Origin of the sequence: Haliea salexigens DSM 19537, assembly GCF_000423125.1 — a bacterium.
Lineage (GTDB): Bacteria > Pseudomonadota > Gammaproteobacteria > Pseudomonadales > Halieaceae > Haliea > Haliea salexigens.
In genome coordinates this window covers 137,572-155,021 of sequence record NZ_AUHJ01000006.1, presented here as the reverse complement: position 1 = coordinate 155,021, position 17,450 = coordinate 137,572, and the positions used below count along the sequence as shown (strand labels likewise).

Here is a 17,450-nt window from a genome sequence, read left to right as displayed (position 1 = left end):
CGCCTCATGGAACTGCAGACACTGACTTATCTCGTGGTCGGCGCCAGCTTCGCGCTGTATATCGGCATTGCCATTTGGTCTCGCGCCGGCTCCACCAAGGACTTTTACGTTGCCGGCGGCGGCGTGCACCCTGTTGCGAACGGCATGGCGACCGCCGCGGACTGGATGTCCGCGGCCTCGTTTATCTCCATGGCAGGCATGATTGCCTTCATGGGCTACGGTGGCTCGGTATTCCTGATGGGCTGGACGGGTGGCTTCGTTATCCTGGCCATGCTCCTCGCCCCCTACCTGCGCAAGTACGGCAAATTCACCGTACCGGAGTTCATCGGCGACCGCTTTTACTCCAAAGCGGCGCGCGCGGTGGCCGTGGTCTGCCTGATTATCTGCTCGGTCACGTACGTCATCGGGCAAATGAAAGGCATCGGCGTCGCTTTCTCCCGCTTCCTGGAAGTCGACTACGGCACCGGTTTGCTGGTGGGTATGTGCATCGTGTTTTTCTACGCGGTACTCGGCGGCATGAAAGGCATCACGTATACCCAGATTGCGCAGTACTGCGTCCTGATCATGGCCTATACCATCCCGGCGATATTCATCAGCCTGAACCTGACTGGCAATCCGTTCCCGCAGCTGGGACTGGGCAGCACCCTGACCGGCACGGACACCTATCTGCTGGACAAGCTGGACCAGATGGTCATGGAGCTGGGCTTCAATCAATACACAACCGAATACCGCCTGAGCGGCCTCAACATGTTTGCGTACACGGCGTCGCTGATGATCGGCACCGCGGGGCTGCCCCACGTCATCATCCGTTTCTTCACCGTGCCCAAGGTACGCGATGCGCGCAGCTCCGCCGGCTGGGCACTGCTCTTCATTGCCATTCTCTACACCACGGCACCTGCCGTGGCCGGCATGGCCCGCCTGAACCTTATGCAAACCATCGAACCCACGCCCGGTGAATACCTCGAGTACGACAAGCGGCCGGACTGGTTCCGCAACTGGGAAACCACGGGACTGCTGGCATTCGAGGACAAGAATGGCGACGGCCGTATCCAGTACAGTGCCGATGCGGCGACCAATGAGATGGTGACCGTGGACAACGACATCATGGTACTGGCCAACCCTGAAATCGCACAGCTACCCAACTGGGTAATCGCCCTGGTCGCGGCGGGCGGGCTGGCGGCGGCACTGTCCACCGCTGCGGGCCTGCTGTTGGCCATTGCCTCCGCCATCTCCCACGACTTGCTCAAGGGCATGATCGCTCCGGGCATTTCCGAGCGCGCTGAACTGCGCGCGAGCCGGGTCGCAATGGCGGCGGCCATCGTGGGTGCGGGGTACCTCGGCTTCAATCCGCCGGGATTCGCGGCCGGCACGGTAGCACTCGCCTTCGGCCTGGCAGCTTCCTCCATCTTCCCCGCCTTGATGATGGGCATATTCTCCAAGCGCACCACCAAGGAGGGCGCGATTGCGGGCATGGTCGCGGGGATTGGCGTCACCCTGTTCTACGTGTTCCAGCACAAGGGTATTATGTTTGTCGCCTCAACGGCATTTCTCGGCGACATGCCGGCGAACTGGTTCCTCGGCATTGAACCAAACGCCTTTGGCGCCGTGGGCGCCGTGGTGAACTTCGCCGTGGCCATGCTGGTGAGCCGGGTGACCAGCGCACCGCCAGCATCGGTGCAGGAGCTGGTGGAACACATCCGGGTTCCGGCAGGCGCCAGCGCCGCCCAGGACCACTGACGCACAGGGAAGCAAACTGATGTTCAGCAACCGTCATGTCATCATCGCACTCCTGGTGGCACCGCTGCTCTCCATCAGCGCGTGGTTTGCCGTTGGTCAACTGGTGGGCGAGCAGCCACAGCAGGCCGAGGCGGGGAGCGACTACCCCTTGCTGGCCAAGAGCAACTGCCGCTACGACAGCGGCCGTTGCGAGCTTGCCAACGGCGACCTCGAGCTGGAAATCGACGTCCAGGCGCTGGCATCCGGCTGGCAGCTGCGCCTGCTGTCTTCGCATCCGCTTGAGGGCGCGGTGATGGCAATCGAAGCAGGCGCTCCGCAGCCCCTGCACAGCAGCAATACAGATCCGCAGCAATGGATTCTGACACTTCCAGTGCTGCCGGCAGAGGGCGCCCGCTTGCAGCTGGTGGCCGCTGCGGGTGGCAGCCGCTACTACGCTGACACCGGGTCCGACTTCCTGCAGCGCTACCGTAGCCAGCAGCCCTGAGCATGGCGGACGCGAACAACACGCCAGCAGTGCCCCAGCCGCCCGTTGAACTCACCCCCGTGGCGGACTTCCTCGCCGCAACGCTGCCCTTCGACACCCTGTCGCCCAGCGAACTGGCCCGCCTGCTGCCGACACTGGCAATCAGCTACCACACCCGCGGCGAGTGCTTTGATGCCGGTTCGGAGCCCTGTGGCTTGCGCATACTACGCAGCGGTGCCGTGGACCTGCGCGATGCGGACAATACGCTGCTCGATCGCCTGGGCGAGGGCGAGAGCTTCCATATCGGCGGACTCAATGCCGAGCGCGGCCAGGTGCAAGCCCGGGTCATTGAGGATGCGCTTATCTACTTCCTGCCCGACACCGCCTATCAGGCACTGCGACAGGCACACCGCAACATCGACCGCCATTTCAGCAGCCAGCGCAACCGCCGGCTGCGACGGGCAGCGCGCTATCAACCGGCGGCCAATGCCCTGCTGCAACGTATCCGCGACACCATGAGTACCGACTTGCTCACGGTGCGCAGCAGCGACACCCTGCAGGCTGTCGCCGAGGCCATGACACAGCGGCGCGTATCCTCCGCTCTGGTGCTCAGGGGCACACAGCTCGAGGGCATCATCACCGATCGCGATCTACGGGCTCGCGCGCTTACCGCGGCGCTTCCTGCCGACACAGCCATCGCCAGCATCATGACGGCCAATCCGGAGACCGTCGAGGCAGACTGCAGCCTGTTCGACGCCACCCTGCTCATGACCCGCCGCGGCTATCATCACCTGCCCGTCACCGAGGCTGGGCGGCTCTGCGGCATGCTCACCACATCCGACCTGATTCTCGCGCGCCAGAATGACCCCGTGTATCTGGTACAGCATATTTCGCGGCAGGAAAGCCCCGAAGGCATAAAGGCATTGCTGGAGGGCATGCCCGGGCTGGTGGTGCAGTGGAGCCAGTCCGGCATGCATGCACACCAGGTAAGCCGGGTGCTGACGGCCATCTCGGATGCAGTCACCGTACGCCTGATACAGCTGGCGGAAGCTGAGCTGGGGCCGGCACCGGCCACGTGGTGCTGGGTGGGTTTCGGCTCGCAGGCCCGCGCCGAGCAACTGTTCGCGGCCGATCAGGACAACGGCATGATCATCTCAGACGAGGCGCGGGATGCGGACGCGGGCTGGTTTGCAGGCCTTGCTCAGCGGGTCTGTGATGGCCTGCAGCTCTGTGGTTATCAGTATTGCCAGGGCGGGGTCATGGCCACCACGGAGAGCTGGCGGCAACCGCTGCAGCGCTGGCAGGACACTGTGCGCAATTGGACCGCAACGCCGTCGCCTGCGGCGGTGATGCGAGTGAGCATCTTCTTTGACCTGCGCGCGATCTATGGCGACGACCGTTTGTGCGCACAGCTGCAGCAGGTGATGTTGCAGGAAGCCTCGCGCAATTCGATCTTCCTTGCGGCGCTCGCCGCCAACGCGCTGGAAAACCGCCCGCCGCTCGGCATGTTCCGGCGCTTCGTTGTCGAGCGCAACGGTGAACACCGCGATGCTGTTGACCTGAAGAAACGCGGGGTACTACCGATCACGGAGATCGTGCGCTTGCACGCACTGGCGCATGGCATAGCGGCGGTCAATACGGAAGAGCGCCTGCAGGCGCTGACGCGCGCGAAGAAACTGACCATGGGTGACGGTCGCAACCTGGCCGACGCCCTGCACTGCGTGCAACAGCAACGTTTGCAACACCAGTGCCAGCAGATTCTGGCAGGCGAGCCACCGGACAATTTCCTCAAGCCCCACGGACTGCCTACGCTGGCGCGGGAGCAATTGCGCGATGCGTTCACCCTGATCGACGAGTCGCAGGCCGCCGTGCGCCAGACCTATCGAGCAGGCATGAATTGATGTGGCTGGCGCTGCGCCGCGCGCGCTGCAAGAGGCGCGCGGCGAGAACACCGCTGGCAGCCTGCTGGAGCCACGCTTTACCCAGAGGGGGCGCCTTCTGCGCTGAGGTGCCTTTTCTGGTCTGCGACGGGGAGATGTCCTCTCTGGACCCGGCCACAGGCGCCCTGCTCAGCCTCGGCTGGGTCGCCATTGAGGGGGGCGCCATCCAGCTGGGCAGCGCCCGGCACTACCTGATTAGCGGCGCGCAGGCAGTTGGGCAAAGTGCCACCATTCATCATATACACGACCGGGAACTGGCGCGGGGGCTGCCCGCAGCGGCGGTGATGACGGCATTCCTGCAGGCAGCGGCGGGTAAGGTGCTGGTGTTTCACCACGCCGCGCTGGATATCGCCTTCCTCAACCGATGTTGTGAGCGGCTGTATGGCGCGCCTCTGCTGCTGCCCACCCTCGACACGTTGCGCCTGGAACAGCGACAGCGTGAGCGCCGGGGCCTGGCCTGCGCACCCGGCGCACTCACGTTAACCAGCTGTCGAGAACGCTACGGTTTGCCCGCACATGCGGCACACAACGCACTGCTGGACGCCATCGCCACCGGCGAGCTGCTCCTGGCACAGATTGCACACCGCGGCAAAAACACAGACGTGCGCCTGCGCGACCTGCGCTAGTGGCACCCGTCAACTGACCGGGTGCGCGCGATTCGCCACCAGGTGATCCACCACCGAGGGATCGGCCAGCGTGCTGGTATCACCGAGATTGGCCACTTCGTTTTCGGCAATCTTGCGCAGAATACGCCGCATGATCTTGCCGGAGCGTGTCTTGGGCAGGCCTGGCGCCCACTGGATGACGTCGGGCTTGGCAATCGCCCCGATCTCACTGGCACACAATTGCACCAGTTCCTTGCGCAGCGCCTCACTGGGTTCAACGCCGTCCATGGGCGTAACAAAGCAGTAAATGCCCTGCCCCTTGATATCGTGCGGGTAGCCAACCACAGCCGCCTCCGCGATATCCTCATGCAGGACCAGTGCGCTTTCTACCTCGGCGGTTCCCATGCGGTGGCCAGACACATTGAGCACATCGTCCACGCGACCGGTAATCCAGTAGTAGCCGTCCGCATCCCGCGTGGCGCCATCACCCGTGAAGTAGTAACCCGGATAGTTGCTGAAGTAGGTGTCCACCATGCGCTGATGATCACCGTAGATCGTGCGGATCTGGCTCGGCCAGGATGCCTTGATGACCAGGTACCCGGCGCCGGCGCCTTCGATTTCGCTACCGTCCTCATTGAGTAGCGCAAGCTGCACGCCGAAAAACGGCATGCTCGCGGAGCCGGGCTTCAGGTCAGTGGCGCCGGGCAGGGGCGTAATCATCTGCGCGCCGGTTTCCGTTTGCCACCAGGTATCGACGATGGGGCAGCGGGAGTCACCCACCACACGGTAATACCACTCCCAGGCTTCCGGGTTGATCGGCTCACCCACCGAGCCCAGCAGCCGGAGGCTGGCCCGGGAACTGCGTTTCACCGGCGCATCGCCATGGGCATGCAGGGAGCGGATGGCGGTCGGTGCCGTGTAGAAGGTATTGACCTGGTGTTTGTCAATCACCTCCCAGCACCGTCCCGAATCGGGCCAGGTAGGCACACCTTCAAACATCAGGGTGGTGGCGCCATTGGCCAACGGGCCGTAGAGAATATAGGTGTGACCGGTGACCCAGCCAACGTCAGCAGTGCACCAGAACACCTCGCCTTCACGGTAGTCGAAGGTGTATTTGAAGGTCATTGCCGCCTGCAGCAGGTAACCGCCGGTGGTGTGCAACACCCCTTTGGGCTTGCCGGTTGAGCCCGATGTATAGAGGATGAAGAGCGGGTCCTCCGCATCCATGCTCTCAGGTTCGCAGGCGCTTGCCGCCGCCGCGGTCGCATCAACGTAACAGACGTCCCTGCCCTCCTGCCACGCTATATCTGCACCTGTGATCCGCGCCACGATGCAGGTGTGCACGTTGGGACAGGACTCCAGGGCGACATCCACATTGCTCTTCAGCGCGATCGTCTTGCCGCCCCGACGGCCCTCGTCGGCGGTGATCACCGTCTGGCAGTCGGCATCCTGTATGCGGTCGACAATGGCGGTGGGTGAGAAACCACCAAACACCACCGAGTGGATAGCGCCAATTCGCGTGCAGGCCAGCATGGCATAGGCGGCCTCGGGCACCATGGGCATGTAGATGCACACCCGGTCGCCTTTGCCGACGCCGCGTGCACGCAACACGTTGGCCAACCTGCAGACCTGCTCGTGCAGCTCGCGATAGGTGATGTGTTGGCTTTGCGCCGGGTCATCGCCCTCCCAGAGCAAGGCTGTCTGATCGGCGCGAGTGGCCAGGTGACGATCAATGCAGTTGACGCTCACGTTCAGGCGCCCGCCGGCGAACCAGCTGGCGTGCCCTTCATGAAAGTCGTAATCGACTACCGTCTGCCAGGGCTCGTCCCACTGCAGGAACTCGTTGGCCTGCTCGCCCCAGAAACCCGCCGGGTCTTCCACCGAGCGCTGGTACATCTGGCGATAACGCTCGGGCGTGATGTGCGCATCGCGGAAATTGTCGGGAATTTTATGTAGGGGGAAATTGGACATGTTATTGCTTCCGCCGGTGACTTTGTACCCAATAATACTGCGTTAAGAGGACGGCGCAACTCGACCAAGGTCTAAGCCCGGCACTTCAGCCCAGCCAGGTCCAGCGCTCCGCCGGAGCATCGCTGCGCGCACGTCCTTCCGACGCCAGTTTGATCAGGTGAGCCGACAGCGAGAGCTTCGCCCACTCATGGCGTGCAGCGTCAACATCGTCGTACACCACTTTGACCAGCGCATCGAGATCGCCCTCGCCGAGCGCGGACAGGCCTGCAATGACTTTGCGCTCCCGCGCCAGGCGATGCTCCACCAGGCCAGCGACTTCCTGCACAGGGGTGTGAATGAGCTCGCCGTGGCCCGGAGCAATGCTTTGCAGTGGATAGTCCAGCAACAGTCGCAGCGACTCGATATACGCCTTCATGTCGCCACCGGGAGGCACAATCACCACAGTAGAGCCGTTCATGATGTGGTCACCGGCAAACAGCATGCCGTCGTCTTCCAGCAGGAAGCAGTAGTGATTGCTGACATGCCCCGGCGTATGCAGTGCTCGCAGGGTAAACTCGGGGGCTTGCAGCAGCCAGTTGTGGTCGAGCAGTGTTGTGGGCGCGAAGGTATCGTCCTGAAAGCGGTCATCCGCCGGCAGCGCGCCAATCACCTCGGCGCCGGTGGCCGCGGCTACAGCCTGCCAGGCAGGTGAGTGATCGGGATGGGTGTGCGTGCAGATAATCCAGCGTATGCGGCCCTCACCCGCCGCGAGAATCGCCTCGATATGTTCCGGAATGGCCGGACCGGGGTCCACCACCGCCACCTGCTCGGTGCCGAGCAGATAGGTGTTGGTGCCGGGGCCGGTCATCATGCCCGGATTCGGCGCCACCAGACGGCGCACGCGATCATTGAGGCGAAAAGGCACTCCGTGTTCGAACATGGCCTACACCATATTCCGGATGGGGACGAGCGGGTTCACGTCTGCGTCGTAATCCACACCATCTACTTCGAAACCGAACAGCTGCAAAAACTCGCGCCGATACCCCTGGAAGTCCGACAGCTCGTGCAGGTTGTCCGTATCGATCTTCTGCCAGAGCGCGGCGACTTCCGACTGCACGGCGGGGTCGAGCTCCTTGCCATCGGCACGCAGTCGGCCTTGCTCATCCAATTCGGGAGCGGGGTTGTAGAGCGCGTTGCGGAACAGGCCATCAACCTGCTCGATACAGCCCTCGTGTATACCCCGTGCTTTCATCACCTTGAACAGAATGGCCAGGTAGATTGGCATTGCCGGAATGGCCGCGCTGGCCTGCGTGACCACAGCTTTCAACACAGAGACGCGCGCATCGCCGCCGTGAGCAGCGAGGCGCTCGCGAATGCCTTCCACGCGTCGATCCAGATCCTGTTTCGCCGCGCCAATGGTGCCGTGCCAGTATATGTCCCAGGTCATCTTCTCGCCGATGTAGGTGTAAGCGGTGGTCTTTGCGCCGGCCGCGAGCACGCCCGCTGCATCCAGCGCCTCCATCCACATCTGCCAGTCTTCCCCGCCCATGACCGCCACGGTGTTGTCAATTTCCTCCTGCGTCGCAGGTTCAAGGTGAAAGTCCTGCACCTCTTGCTTGTCGGTGTTCACGCCCTTCTGCACGGTGGGCTTGCCGATGGGCTTCAGGGTGGAGTTGTGCACCACCCCGGTAACGGGGTGTTGCCGGCGCGGGGAAGCAAGGCTGTAGACGACCAGATCAACCTGCCCCATATCCTCACGGATGGTGGCGATCGCCTTCTGTTTCACTTCGTCGCTGAAGGCGTCGCCGTTGATGCTCTTCGCGTACAGACCCTCCGCTTCCGCGGCGCTGTGAAACGCTGCGCTGTTGTACCAGCCGGCGGTACCCGGTTTGCTCTCGGTGCCCTCTTTCTCGAAGAAAATACCCAGCGTTGCGGCACCGGCACCAAATGCAGCGGTGATACGGGAGGCCAGCCCGTAACCAGTCGATGCACCAATCACCAGCACACGCTTGGGGCCATTGGCCAGCGGGCCCTGTTGCCGCACATAGTCAATCTGGTTGCGGACATTGGTGGCGCAGCCTACCGGGTGAGTAGTGGTGCATAGGAAACCGCGCACGCGGGGCTTTATGATCATGATCGGTTGTTTCCCTGATTCTGTTCAGTCGAATGCGCCCCTACGGACGCAGCCGCGAGTGTATCACAGGCCTCACCACCTCAAAGACGCGTGCCCCTGTCACAGACTGGTCACCGAACTGTTACCTCAGTGCCATCACCGCGTCACAAAGTCCTCGCACCATGCTCCCACACTTGACTGGCGAACCGAACGGAGAACCCCATGCGTCGACTCAACCCCTGGCTGCTGGCCACCTGTCTGACCCTGCCTGCCGTACTGGCCGGCTGCGATGGCGACGATGGCCGCGATGGACTCGATGGCGCTGACGGGAGCCCTGGTGAACAGGGTCCCGCAGGGGAGAACGCCACCAACAGCCGCATCGCACTGAGTTTTCTGGGCCGCTACGAGACTGGAGAATTCGATGAGAGCGCTGCCGAAATCGTTGACTACGACCCGGCCACACGCCAGGCCTTCGTGGTGAACGCGCAATCCGGCAGGGTGGACATCCTCGACATCAGCGCACCCGATCTGCCCGTACTGGCAGGCACACTGAACGTGGCGGCCGATATCGCCAGCGCCATACCCGCGCTGGCTGGCCCGGAAGCGTTGGGCGCTGCCAATAGTGTAGCGGTTGCCGGGAATCTGCTGGCCGTGGCTGTTGAAGCCGACACCAAACAGGACAACGGCTACGTCGCCCTGTACCAGACAGACGGTACATTCCTTTCTGCCACCGAAGCCGGCGCGCTCCCCGACATGCTGGCGTTCACCCCCGACGGCAACACGCTGCTGGTTGCCAACGAAGGCGAGCCCAATGGAGACTACAGTGTCGACCCTGAAGGCAGCATCACGCTGGTCGATCTCACTGGCGGGGCTGCCAATGCCGTGAGCCGCACGCTGCGTTTCACCGACTTCAATACCGGTGGCAGCAAGACATTGGGGGCCGATGTACGCATTTCCGCCAAGAGCGCGAGCATTGCACAGGATATCGAACCCGAATTCATCACCGTATCAGCGGACGGCAGCACGGCCTGGGTCGCCCTGCAGGAAAACAATGCGCTGGCGGTTGTCGACGTGGCAGCAGGCGAAATCAGCGCTGTCATCGGTCTGGGTTACAAGGACCACGGCTTGACTGGCAACGGCCTGGACGCCAGCAACCGGGACGGTGGTACCAACATTCGCGAGTGGCCACTGCGCGGAACCTACATGCCGGACAGCCTGAAGAGCTACACCGTCAACGGCACCACGTATGTGGTCAGTGCCAACGAGGGCGATGGCCGTGAATACCTCACCGATGCGGCCAGCGAAGCCGAATGCAGCGCACAGAGCGGCTTCGACTACGACGATGGCGATTGCTTCCACTATCTCGACGAGATACGCGTCGGCGATATCCTGGATAGCGGCGCGACCATCGAACTGGCAAACCTGGAGCGCTTTGCACCGGACCTCGACACCCTGGCCGACAACGCCAACCTCGGTCGTATCAAGGTTATTACCAACCTCGGTGTGCGTGACTGTCCCGCCGGCAGCCTGGAGGCGAGCGGACAGCCCACCGCGGGCTGCGTGTACGAGCAACTCTACAGCTTCGGCGCGCGCTCCTTCAGCATCTGGGACAGCCGCAGCGGCGCACTGGTATTCGACAGCGGTGCCGACTTCGAAACTGTCACCGCGCAGCGCCTGACCGAGGGTTTCAATGCCAGCAACGACGACAATACCGGCGATGATCGCTCCGACGACAAGGGCCCGGAGCCAGAAGCCCTGGAGATCGCCCGCATCGACGGCAAGTTCTATGCGTTCGTCGGACTCGAGCGTGTGGGAGGCATCATGGTCTACGACATCAGCAACCCGGAGAGCGCGGAGTTTGTGCAATACATCAACACGCGAGATTTCAGCCAGGATATAGACAGCCTGGTCGAGGGCGGCAACTTCTCTGCGGTGGGTGATCTGGGCCCCGAATCCATTCGTTTCGTGCCGGCCGAGCAAAGCCCGAATGGCGAGGCGCTGTTGATTGTCGGAAACGAGGTGAGCGGCACGACTGCCCTGTTTGCAGTCAGCCTGGTGAGCGGGGAGTGATCACCCGCGCCGACTGATCCAGACCGTCTGATAGGGTTCCAGCTGCAGTAACTGATCGAGGTCGGGGCAGGGCTGCCCGCTGATCAGGTCTTCCCAATCCGCTTCCTCGACCAGGTTCAGGTCGAGGAGGTTCAGCGGACGCGGCTCATCGGTGATATTGCTGACGCAGAATATCTGTTGCTCCGGCTCCCGGCTCTGGCGTGAGAAGCCGAAGAGGGCCGTGCCGAGGTGCAGGGTGAACTGCGCCGCATTGGGATGAAACGCTGGCTGCTCTCCTCGCAAGCGCAATAGAGCCTCCAATGCCAGCATCACCTGTCGGTGCGGGCTGGCGGCGTTGCCCAGCTCCGATTCCAGCTGCGCCCATTGCCACTGGTGGCGATTGATGGCCCGGTTGTGGCCGGTGTTTTCCATCCGCTGATAGTCATTGCGCGTGCCCAGCAGGCTGTGAATGTACACACCGGGAATACCCTCCAGCGCGAACATGATGGCGTGGGCGCACACGAAGCGGGCAAACCCCATTGTGTCTACCCCACGCACTGTGCCCTGCAAGGCATCAAACAACGCGATGTTCACTTCGTAGGGGTGCTCCTCACCGCCTTCCAGGGCACGCCAGGACACCTGTCCGCCGAAGCTCTGCAGCGTCTTGAGCAATGCCGCCAACTCCCCATCGCTGAGTAACCCTTCCGCCGGCCGCAGGCCTATGCCATCGTGCGAGGCAATGAAATTGAAAAACGTCGTGCCACTGCGCGCGGGGGGCATGGCCATCAGCCACTGCCGGAGATAGGTGCAATCCCCAGTCAGTAACGTATTGATCAACAGGGGCGGCAGGGAAAAGTTGTAGACACAGTGCGCCTCGTTGGCATTACCGAAGTAGGAGAGGTTCTCCAGGTTCGGAATATTGGTTTCCGTGATCAGTATGGCATCCGGGCGCGCGTGCTCTATCAGCGTCCGCAACAGGCGTACTACTTCGTGGGTCTGCTCCAGGTTCAGGCAGGTGGTTCCCGGGATTTTCCACAGGAAGGCAATGGCGTCCAGGCGGAATATGCGCACACCCTGATCCAGATACAGCCGCACAATGCGCACGAACTGCAGCAGCACCTCGGGGTTGCGAAAATCGAGGTCAACCTGATCGTGGCTGAAGGTACACCAGACATACCGGGGCCCGCGCGCTGTCTCTACGGCGCGCAGTAGCGGCGACGTCCGCGGCCTCACCACGGCGGAAAGGTCTTCCGCCGGGTCCACGGTGAAGAAGTAGTCGCGCCCCGGCGACTCATCGCGCAGGAAGTTTTCAAACCAGGGGCTGCGGCTGGAACAGTGGTTGATTACCAGGTCGGCCATCAGGTCGTAGGCGGACGCAATCGCGCCGATATCGCCCCAATCCCCCAGTGCTTCGTTGACACTCGAGTAGTCCAGTACAGCGAAGCCGTCGTCTGAGGTCCAGGGGTAGAACGGAAGGATATGTACCCCGCTGATCACGCCGTTGGCGTGTGCGTCGAGAAACCGTTTCAGCGTGTGTAGTGGCTTCTCATCCGGTGCCAGCAGGCTATCGCCATAGGTGATCAGCAGAGCATCACGTTCAGTCCACACATTCCTGGCAGGTGCCGGGCTCACGACCTCGCCATCCAGACGCATGGCCTGCAGCAACTGCGATACCAATCCTGCCACTTGCGCAAAGGCCGCGGTGTCAGCGTAGATGACCTCGAGGTGCTGCTCTACTCGCGCCTGCAGCCATTCCCTGTCACTTTGGGTCGATAACGTCACGCTGGTGTTCCACCATAATCCTGCATATCGGCGTCCACCGCCTCCTGCAAACGGTCGAGGATATCGGGAACGGCGCTGATAACCCGGTTCCACCCCGGTATGAAGGGACGCTCCATCGGGTACTCCAGAAATGCCTCGCCGGCTTTCATGATGTTTTCCGCGAACAGCTCTACCGCCATTTCCTCCCCATGAATATCGAGGTTCAGTCCGTTCATCACCGCATCATTGTGATAGGTTTCCACAAAATCCAGGGCAATACGGTAGTAGGTCGCTTTCAGCGAGCGAAATGTCTCGCTATTGAACGTAACGCCGCGGGTCGCGAGCTTGCGAAACAGTGCCTTGGCGATATCGATCGACATGCGTGAGAGTCCGCGGGTAGCGTCATCGCGCGACATCTCCTGATGCTTGTGGTCGTACACATCCGCGATATCCACCTGACACAGCCGGTTGTTGGCGTAGTTGCGATACACCTCGGAGAGCACACCAATTTCCAGGCCCCAGTCGCTGGGAATGCGGATGTCCGTGAGCACATCACGGCGGAACGAGAATTCACCCGCCAGGGGGTAGCGGAAGCTGTCCATGTAGTCCAGGTACTCCATGTCGCCCACAGTTTTCTTGAGCGCGCGCAACAGCGGCGTCACCAGCAGACGACTCACCCGTCCGTTGATCTTGCCACCGGCGACGCGTGCGTAATAGCCCTTGCAGAACTCGTAGTTGAACTGGGGGTTTGACACCGGATATATGAGACGAGCCAGCAAGCTGCGCTCGTAGGTGAGGATGTCACAATCGTGCAATGCCACCGATTCCGCGCGACCAGAGGCCAGGGTGTAGCCCATGCAGTACCAGACATTCCGTCCTTTGCCCGCTTCGCGCGGCGCCAGATCCCGCGCCTCGAGTTCTGCATCAAGAGCGCGCAACCGCGGCCCGTCATTCCACAGCACCCGGTGGCGCTGGGGCAGCGTGGAGAAAAAATCCAGCGCACTGCGATACTGCGCTTCGTCCGCCTGGTCCAGTCCTATCACAATCTCCGCAAGGTAGGGCACCTGCGCAAGCTCTTGGACAATATGCGGCAACGCCGCACCCTCCAGCTCCGAATACAGTGAGGGCAGGATAAGACCGAGGGGACGTGTGCGTGAGAACACCAGCAGCTCCGCCTCCAACTCCTCCACTGAGCGGTGTGCCAGATTGTGCAGTGTTGTGATAATGCCGTTCTGGTAGAAATCGCCCATGACGATCAGTCTCCTTCAGTGATTTGGTAATCCCGCAGCCAGGCGAGCACACCCTCAGACCAGCCTGCCGGGCCCAGGCCGGTACTGCGCCGCAATCCGGAACGGCGTGCCAGCGCCGGGAAATCATGTGTCGGGGAGCGCACCAGCAAGGCACTCTCGGCAACTTCCAGCATCGGTACATCGTTGCCACTGTCACCGATGGCAAGGTCGTGTACCGGCTGATCCGGCGCCTCGCGCTGGTAGGCTGCGCGCAGATAGCGCAGCGCCAGCCCCTTGTCGCATTGGCCCGCCACGGTCAGGAACCGCCCACCCTGCTGCACGCGAGCGCCAGCGGCTTGCAGCGCGGCCACGAACGCTTCGCGCCGCACCGGGGTACCCAGCCACTGCACGGGCTCACTGAATTCGCGACAGGCCGCCAGTGCTGCACCGCCGGCATCCAGCCCGGTCGCCGCCTGGATTCCATCCACGCCCAGATCGTCGAACCCTGCGAATTCATCCGGGAAGTCCGTTTTCAGTGCGGCCAGCGTGGCCAGCCACCGCGAGCGCGGCGGCGCAAAGCGCACTTCCTGCCCCGCACTACAGGGCACCGCGTTCTCCAGGGGCGTGCTAAACGTCCCGGCAGGCACAACCACGGCGGCGCCGTTTTCCACAATCATTGGGTAGTGCGCTACCCCCAGCGCCTGTTGTAGCGGCGCCATCTCGGCCCGAGTCTTGCTGCTGGCCAGAATCAGCGGAATGCCGGCGCTCTGCAAACGCTGCAGGGCGTCGGCTGCCGCATCCCAGCGATAACTGAAGTGGTCCAGCAAGGAGCCATCAAGGTCGGAAAATACCAGCAGCTGCGAGCTCACACCGGCACCCGTGGCCCGGTCCAGGACTCGATGGCGCGATCACTGCCGAGATTCCATACCACATCCATCTGCGCCGGCAGCGTGGCGAGACAATGTCGGGTGAGTCGCTCGTAGTGCTGGACAAACCGCGCCAACGCAACGTCATCCATCAGGGCATGGCCGGCGGCCGGGCCGCCCTGTGTGCGAGCTCGCAGGCGATGCTCCTGCTCCGTGCGCCAGCGCAGCACTTCGGCGAAGGAAGGCGCCCGCAGCATCAACCAGAGATCACACTGGGCATGCAGCGCCGCATAGGGACCGGCGAGCTGACGGTTAACGTACTCCCGCCACACACCGTGCTCATCCTCCTGCTGCTCGAGCGGGTTGCAGGGGCGAGACAGGGCGCCGGGGGGCTCTGGAGCAGCGCCCAGGCACCAGCCCTCCAGCAGAATAATATCCAGCGGGGCCGTGACCCGGGGCCAAGCGGCGGCCGCCTGCCGGTCATCCACCGCCTTGTCGAACCGGGGCACCGCCACCTCGCCGGCCGTCATCAGTCCCTTCAGGGTAGCCTGCAGCAGGGCGACATCGTGTGTACCGGGTACGCCGCGGGTAGCGAACAGCGGGTGCACGGCTGCCGCGAGCTCGCCACGTTCAGTACGTGTCAGATAGAAATCGTCCAGCGACATCGACAGTGCGGACAGCCCGGCCTCATGCACCAACCAGTCGCAAAGATAGGCCACCAGGGTACTCTTGCCCGCACCCTGCGCACCATTAATACCCACCAGCAGTGTTGCGCCTGCACCACTACGGTGCAAAGAGAGAATCGTTTCGGCCACCGGATCGAACCAGCGCTTAGCCTCATCGAGGTACGCGGCGGGGAGACTTTCGCTGAGGAGGAAAGCGGTGCGCCAGCCCTGCTCGCCCGTTTCCCCCGTGTTGCCTGCCAACACTCCGTCTCCCCTTGCATCGGTATCCCTGTCATTGAGGATCCAAGCAGGGTCCGTGCCAACTTTCCCGCCGGGCTCAGAACAAAAGCCGGCGGATATCCCCCAGCAGGGTAACGAGTTGCGTGCAGAAACGTCCTGCGTCGCCGCCATTGATGACCCTGTGGTCGTAGGAGAGTGACAGCGGCAGCAACGTTCGCGGCTGAAATGCCTCCCCGTCCCACACCGGTTTCACGGCGGCGCGGGAAACCCCGAGAATGCCCACCTCGGGCGTGTTCACGATGGGCGAGAAACCATTACCACCGATGTTGCCGAGGCTGGAAATGGTAAAACAACCACCCTGCATTTCGGCCGGCTTGAGCTTGCGCTCACGCGCCTTCTCGGCCAGTTCCACCACTTCGTCAGCCAGTTCCCACAGCGACTTGCGGTCAACGTCGCGAATCACCGGCACCATCAGACCCACCGGCGTATCCACCGCCATACCGATATGCACGTATTGCTTGTACACCAGGTTCTCACCGTCCGCGGTGACCGAGGCATTAAACTTCGGGTTGTCACGCAGGGCATGAGCACATGCCTTGAGCAGGAACGGCATGGGTGTCAGCCGGGTACCGCGCTGCTCCGCCTCCGCCTTCATGCTCTTGCGGAAGGCTTCGAGCTCAGTGATGTCAGCGTCATCAAACTGGGTGACGTGGGGCACATTGAGCCAGCTGCGCTGCATGTTTGCTGCGGTGAGTTTGTCGAGCTTGGTGCGGGGTACCGTTTCAACCTCGCCAAAGGCGCTGAAATCCACTTCCGGTACGGCCGGTATACCGCTGCCTGTGGCAGCCGCGGGCGCCTTGCCGCTCAAGGCACGCTGGACGAAGCCCTGCACATCCTCTTTCAGAACGCGCTCGCGCGGGCCAGAGCCCGCCACCTTTGCCAGGTCAACGCCGAGTTCGCGCGCCAGCTTGCGCACTGCCGGGCCTGCGTACACCAGGCTATCATCACGGGTTGCAGCGGCGGGCGCTGTCTCGGCTTTGCCAGCGGCGGCCTCCGCGCGCGCGTGAGGCGCCGGCTCGCGTTGCGCTGTGGGCTCAGCCTTGCTTGCCTGCGGTTTGTCCGCCGCGGCCTCTGCTCCGGCAGCGGGCTGGTCTGCTGCGGCTTCGACTGTACTTTCCAGCAACACCAGCGGGTCGCCTTCGCGCACCGCAGCGCCCTCCTTCACCAGCATCCGCACGACTTTGCCGGCTTGCGGCGAAGGCACTTCCATTGATGCCTTGTCCGACTCCAGCACGACCAGCGAATCACCTTCCGCGACTTCATCGCCGGGTTTCACACTGAGCTCAATGACGTCGACCGCGTCGTCGGTGCCGATATCCGGCACCGACACGGTGATTTCCCGAGCTTCAGCATTGTCAGCGGATTGCTTTTCCGCGGAAGACCCGTCTGCCGCGTCCGTCTGCTCGTCTTCTGCAGTGGATGCTTCAGCGGCGGAATCTTTCGCAGGCTTTGCAGTGGCTTCGGCGGGCGCATCATCTTCTTTATCGCCCCCTGCATCACCCTCTGCATCATCCTCACCGGCCGCGCCGTCAGCCGTTTCCACAACCACTATCGGGTGCCCCTCGGACAACTCGTCACCCACGTTCACCAGCACTTGCAGGATCTTGCCGGCGAGTGTTGCGGGAATTTCCATGGATGCCTTGTCGGACTCGAGCACCAGCAGCCCCTGCTCCAACTCGATCTCATCCCCGGGAGCGACCAGCAGCTCGATCACTTCCGCCCCTTCCGCGCCGCCGATGTCCGGCACTGTTATCTGTTGCTTAGCCATGCGC

Annotated in this window: 13 protein-coding genes; 5 read left to right on the top strand and 8 right to left on the bottom strand. The window is 62.7% G+C overall.

The features are described 5' to 3' along the window. Positions 1–6 precede the first annotated feature (6 nt). The 4 genes from G533_RS0108780 to G533_RS0108765 are packed head-to-tail and all read left to right on the top strand — an operon-like array spanning position 7 to position 4,766. Positions 7–1,737, top strand: coding sequence for a sodium:solute symporter family protein (locus G533_RS0108780; RefSeq protein WP_027949638.1), 1,731 nt, complete (start codon positions 7–9; stop codon positions 1,735–1,737). A 19-nt stretch (positions 1,738–1,756) separates the two neighbouring features. Beyond that, positions 1,757–2,221 carry a hypothetical protein gene (locus tag G533_RS0108775; RefSeq protein WP_027949637.1) on the top strand — a complete coding sequence of 155 codons (465 nt, stop codon included), beginning with the start codon at positions 1,757–1,759 and terminating at the stop codon, positions 2,219–2,221. A gap of 2 nt (positions 2,222–2,223) precedes the next feature. Then, entirely contained in the window at positions 2,224–4,101 is a 1,878-nt protein-coding gene (locus tag G533_RS0108770) for a putative nucleotidyltransferase substrate binding domain-containing protein (protein WP_051230132.1), read from the top strand. Then, a complete protein-coding gene (locus G533_RS0108765; RefSeq protein ID WP_027949635.1) occupies positions 4,101–4,766 on the top strand; it encodes a 3'-5' exonuclease in 666 nt (221 codons plus the stop codon). The genes G533_RS0108770 and G533_RS0108765 overlap by 1 nt, the downstream gene beginning before the upstream one ends. Positions 4,767–4,775: 9 nt before the next feature. Here the strand turns inward: G533_RS0108765 and acs are convergent, their stop codons facing one another. From acs to fabV, 3 genes are all read right to left on the bottom strand, one after another. Continuing rightward, entirely contained in the window at positions 4,776–6,716 is a 1,941-nt protein-coding gene (gene acs, locus G533_RS0108760; RefSeq protein WP_027949634.1) for an acetate--CoA ligase, read from the bottom strand. 85 nt (positions 6,717–6,801) lie between these two features. Then, the gene (locus tag G533_RS0108755; RefSeq protein WP_027949633.1) at positions 6,802–7,635 is read right to left on the bottom strand and encodes an MBL fold metallo-hydrolase; all 834 of its coding nucleotides are present in this window, start codon (positions 7,633–7,635) and stop codon (positions 6,802–6,804) included. A 3-nt stretch (positions 7,636–7,638) separates the two neighbouring features. After that, complete coding sequence (gene fabV / locus G533_RS21240) at positions 7,639–8,829, bottom strand: enoyl-ACP reductase FabV (RefSeq protein WP_035527255.1); 1,191 nt, start codon at positions 8,827–8,829, stop codon at positions 7,639–7,641. Positions 8,830–9,030: 201 nt separating this feature from the next. On the opposite strand from fabV, the gene G533_RS0108745 reads away from it, so the two are divergent. After that, on the top strand, positions 9,031–10,878 hold the full coding sequence (locus G533_RS0108745; protein ID WP_027949632.1) for a choice-of-anchor I family protein: 1,848 nt from the start codon (positions 9,031–9,033) through the stop codon (positions 10,876–10,878). On the opposite strand, the gene G533_RS0108740 is transcribed toward G533_RS0108745, so the two are convergent. The 5 genes from G533_RS0108740 to aceF form a co-directional block, all read right to left on the bottom strand. Next, positions 10,879–12,639: an alpha-amylase family glycosyl hydrolase gene (locus G533_RS0108740; protein WP_027949631.1), complete on the bottom strand. Its 1,761-nt coding sequence runs from the start codon at positions 12,637–12,639 to the stop codon at positions 10,879–10,881. It lies immediately after the preceding gene. Continuing rightward, on the bottom strand, positions 12,636–13,868 hold the full coding sequence (locus G533_RS0108735) for a glycosyltransferase family protein (RefSeq protein WP_027949630.1): 1,233 nt from the start codon (positions 13,866–13,868) through the stop codon (positions 12,636–12,638). The genes G533_RS0108740 and G533_RS0108735 overlap by 4 nt, the downstream gene beginning before the upstream one ends. A gap of 5 nt (positions 13,869–13,873) precedes the next feature. After that, on the bottom strand, positions 13,874–14,716 hold the full coding sequence (locus tag G533_RS0108730; protein WP_027949629.1) for an HAD-IIB family hydrolase: 843 nt from the start codon (positions 14,714–14,716) through the stop codon (positions 13,874–13,876). After that, positions 14,713–15,642 (bottom strand): hypothetical protein, encoded by a 930-nt coding sequence (locus G533_RS0108725; RefSeq protein WP_027949628.1) that lies wholly within the window; start codon positions 15,640–15,642, stop codon positions 14,713–14,715. Before G533_RS0108725 ends, G533_RS0108730 begins: the two co-directional genes overlap by 4 nt. 73 nt (positions 15,643–15,715) lie before the next feature. Next, positions 15,716–17,446, bottom strand: a complete 1,731-nt coding sequence (gene aceF / locus G533_RS0108720; RefSeq protein ID WP_027949627.1) for a dihydrolipoyllysine-residue acetyltransferase — start codon at positions 17,444–17,446, stop codon at positions 15,716–15,718. Positions 17,447–17,450: the final 4 nt, after the last annotated feature.

Coding starts and splice junctions, on each gene's coding strand:
- G533_RS0108780 (WP_027949638.1), top strand. CDS start 7: ATGGAACTGCAGACACTGACTTATCTCGTGGTCGGCGCCAGCTTCGCG.
- G533_RS0108775 (WP_027949637.1), top strand. CDS start 1,757: ATGTTCAGCAACCGTCATGTCATCATCGCACTCCTGGTGGCACCGCTG.
- G533_RS0108770 (WP_051230132.1), top strand. CDS start 2,224: ATGGCGGACGCGAACAACACGCCAGCAGTGCCCCAGCCGCCCGTTGAA.
- G533_RS0108765 (WP_027949635.1), top strand. CDS start 4,101: ATGTGGCTGGCGCTGCGCCGCGCGCGCTGCAAGAGGCGCGCGGCGAGA.
- acs (WP_027949634.1), bottom strand. CDS start 6,716: ATGTCCAATTTCCCCCTACATAAAATTCCCGACAATTTCCGCGATGCG.
- G533_RS0108755 (WP_027949633.1), bottom strand. CDS start 7,635: ATGTTCGAACACGGAGTGCCTTTTCGCCTCAATGATCGCGTGCGCCGT.
- fabV (WP_035527255.1), bottom strand. CDS start 8,829: ATGATCATAAAGCCCCGCGTGCGCGGTTTCCTATGCACCACTACTCAC.
- G533_RS0108745 (WP_027949632.1), top strand. CDS start 9,031: ATGCGTCGACTCAACCCCTGGCTGCTGGCCACCTGTCTGACCCTGCCT.
- G533_RS0108735 (WP_027949630.1), bottom strand. CDS start 13,868: ATGGGCGATTTCTACCAGAACGGCATTATCACAACACTGCACAATCTG.
- aceF (WP_027949627.1), bottom strand. CDS start 17,446: ATGGCTAAGCAACAGATAACAGTGCCGGACATCGGCGGCGCGGAAGGG.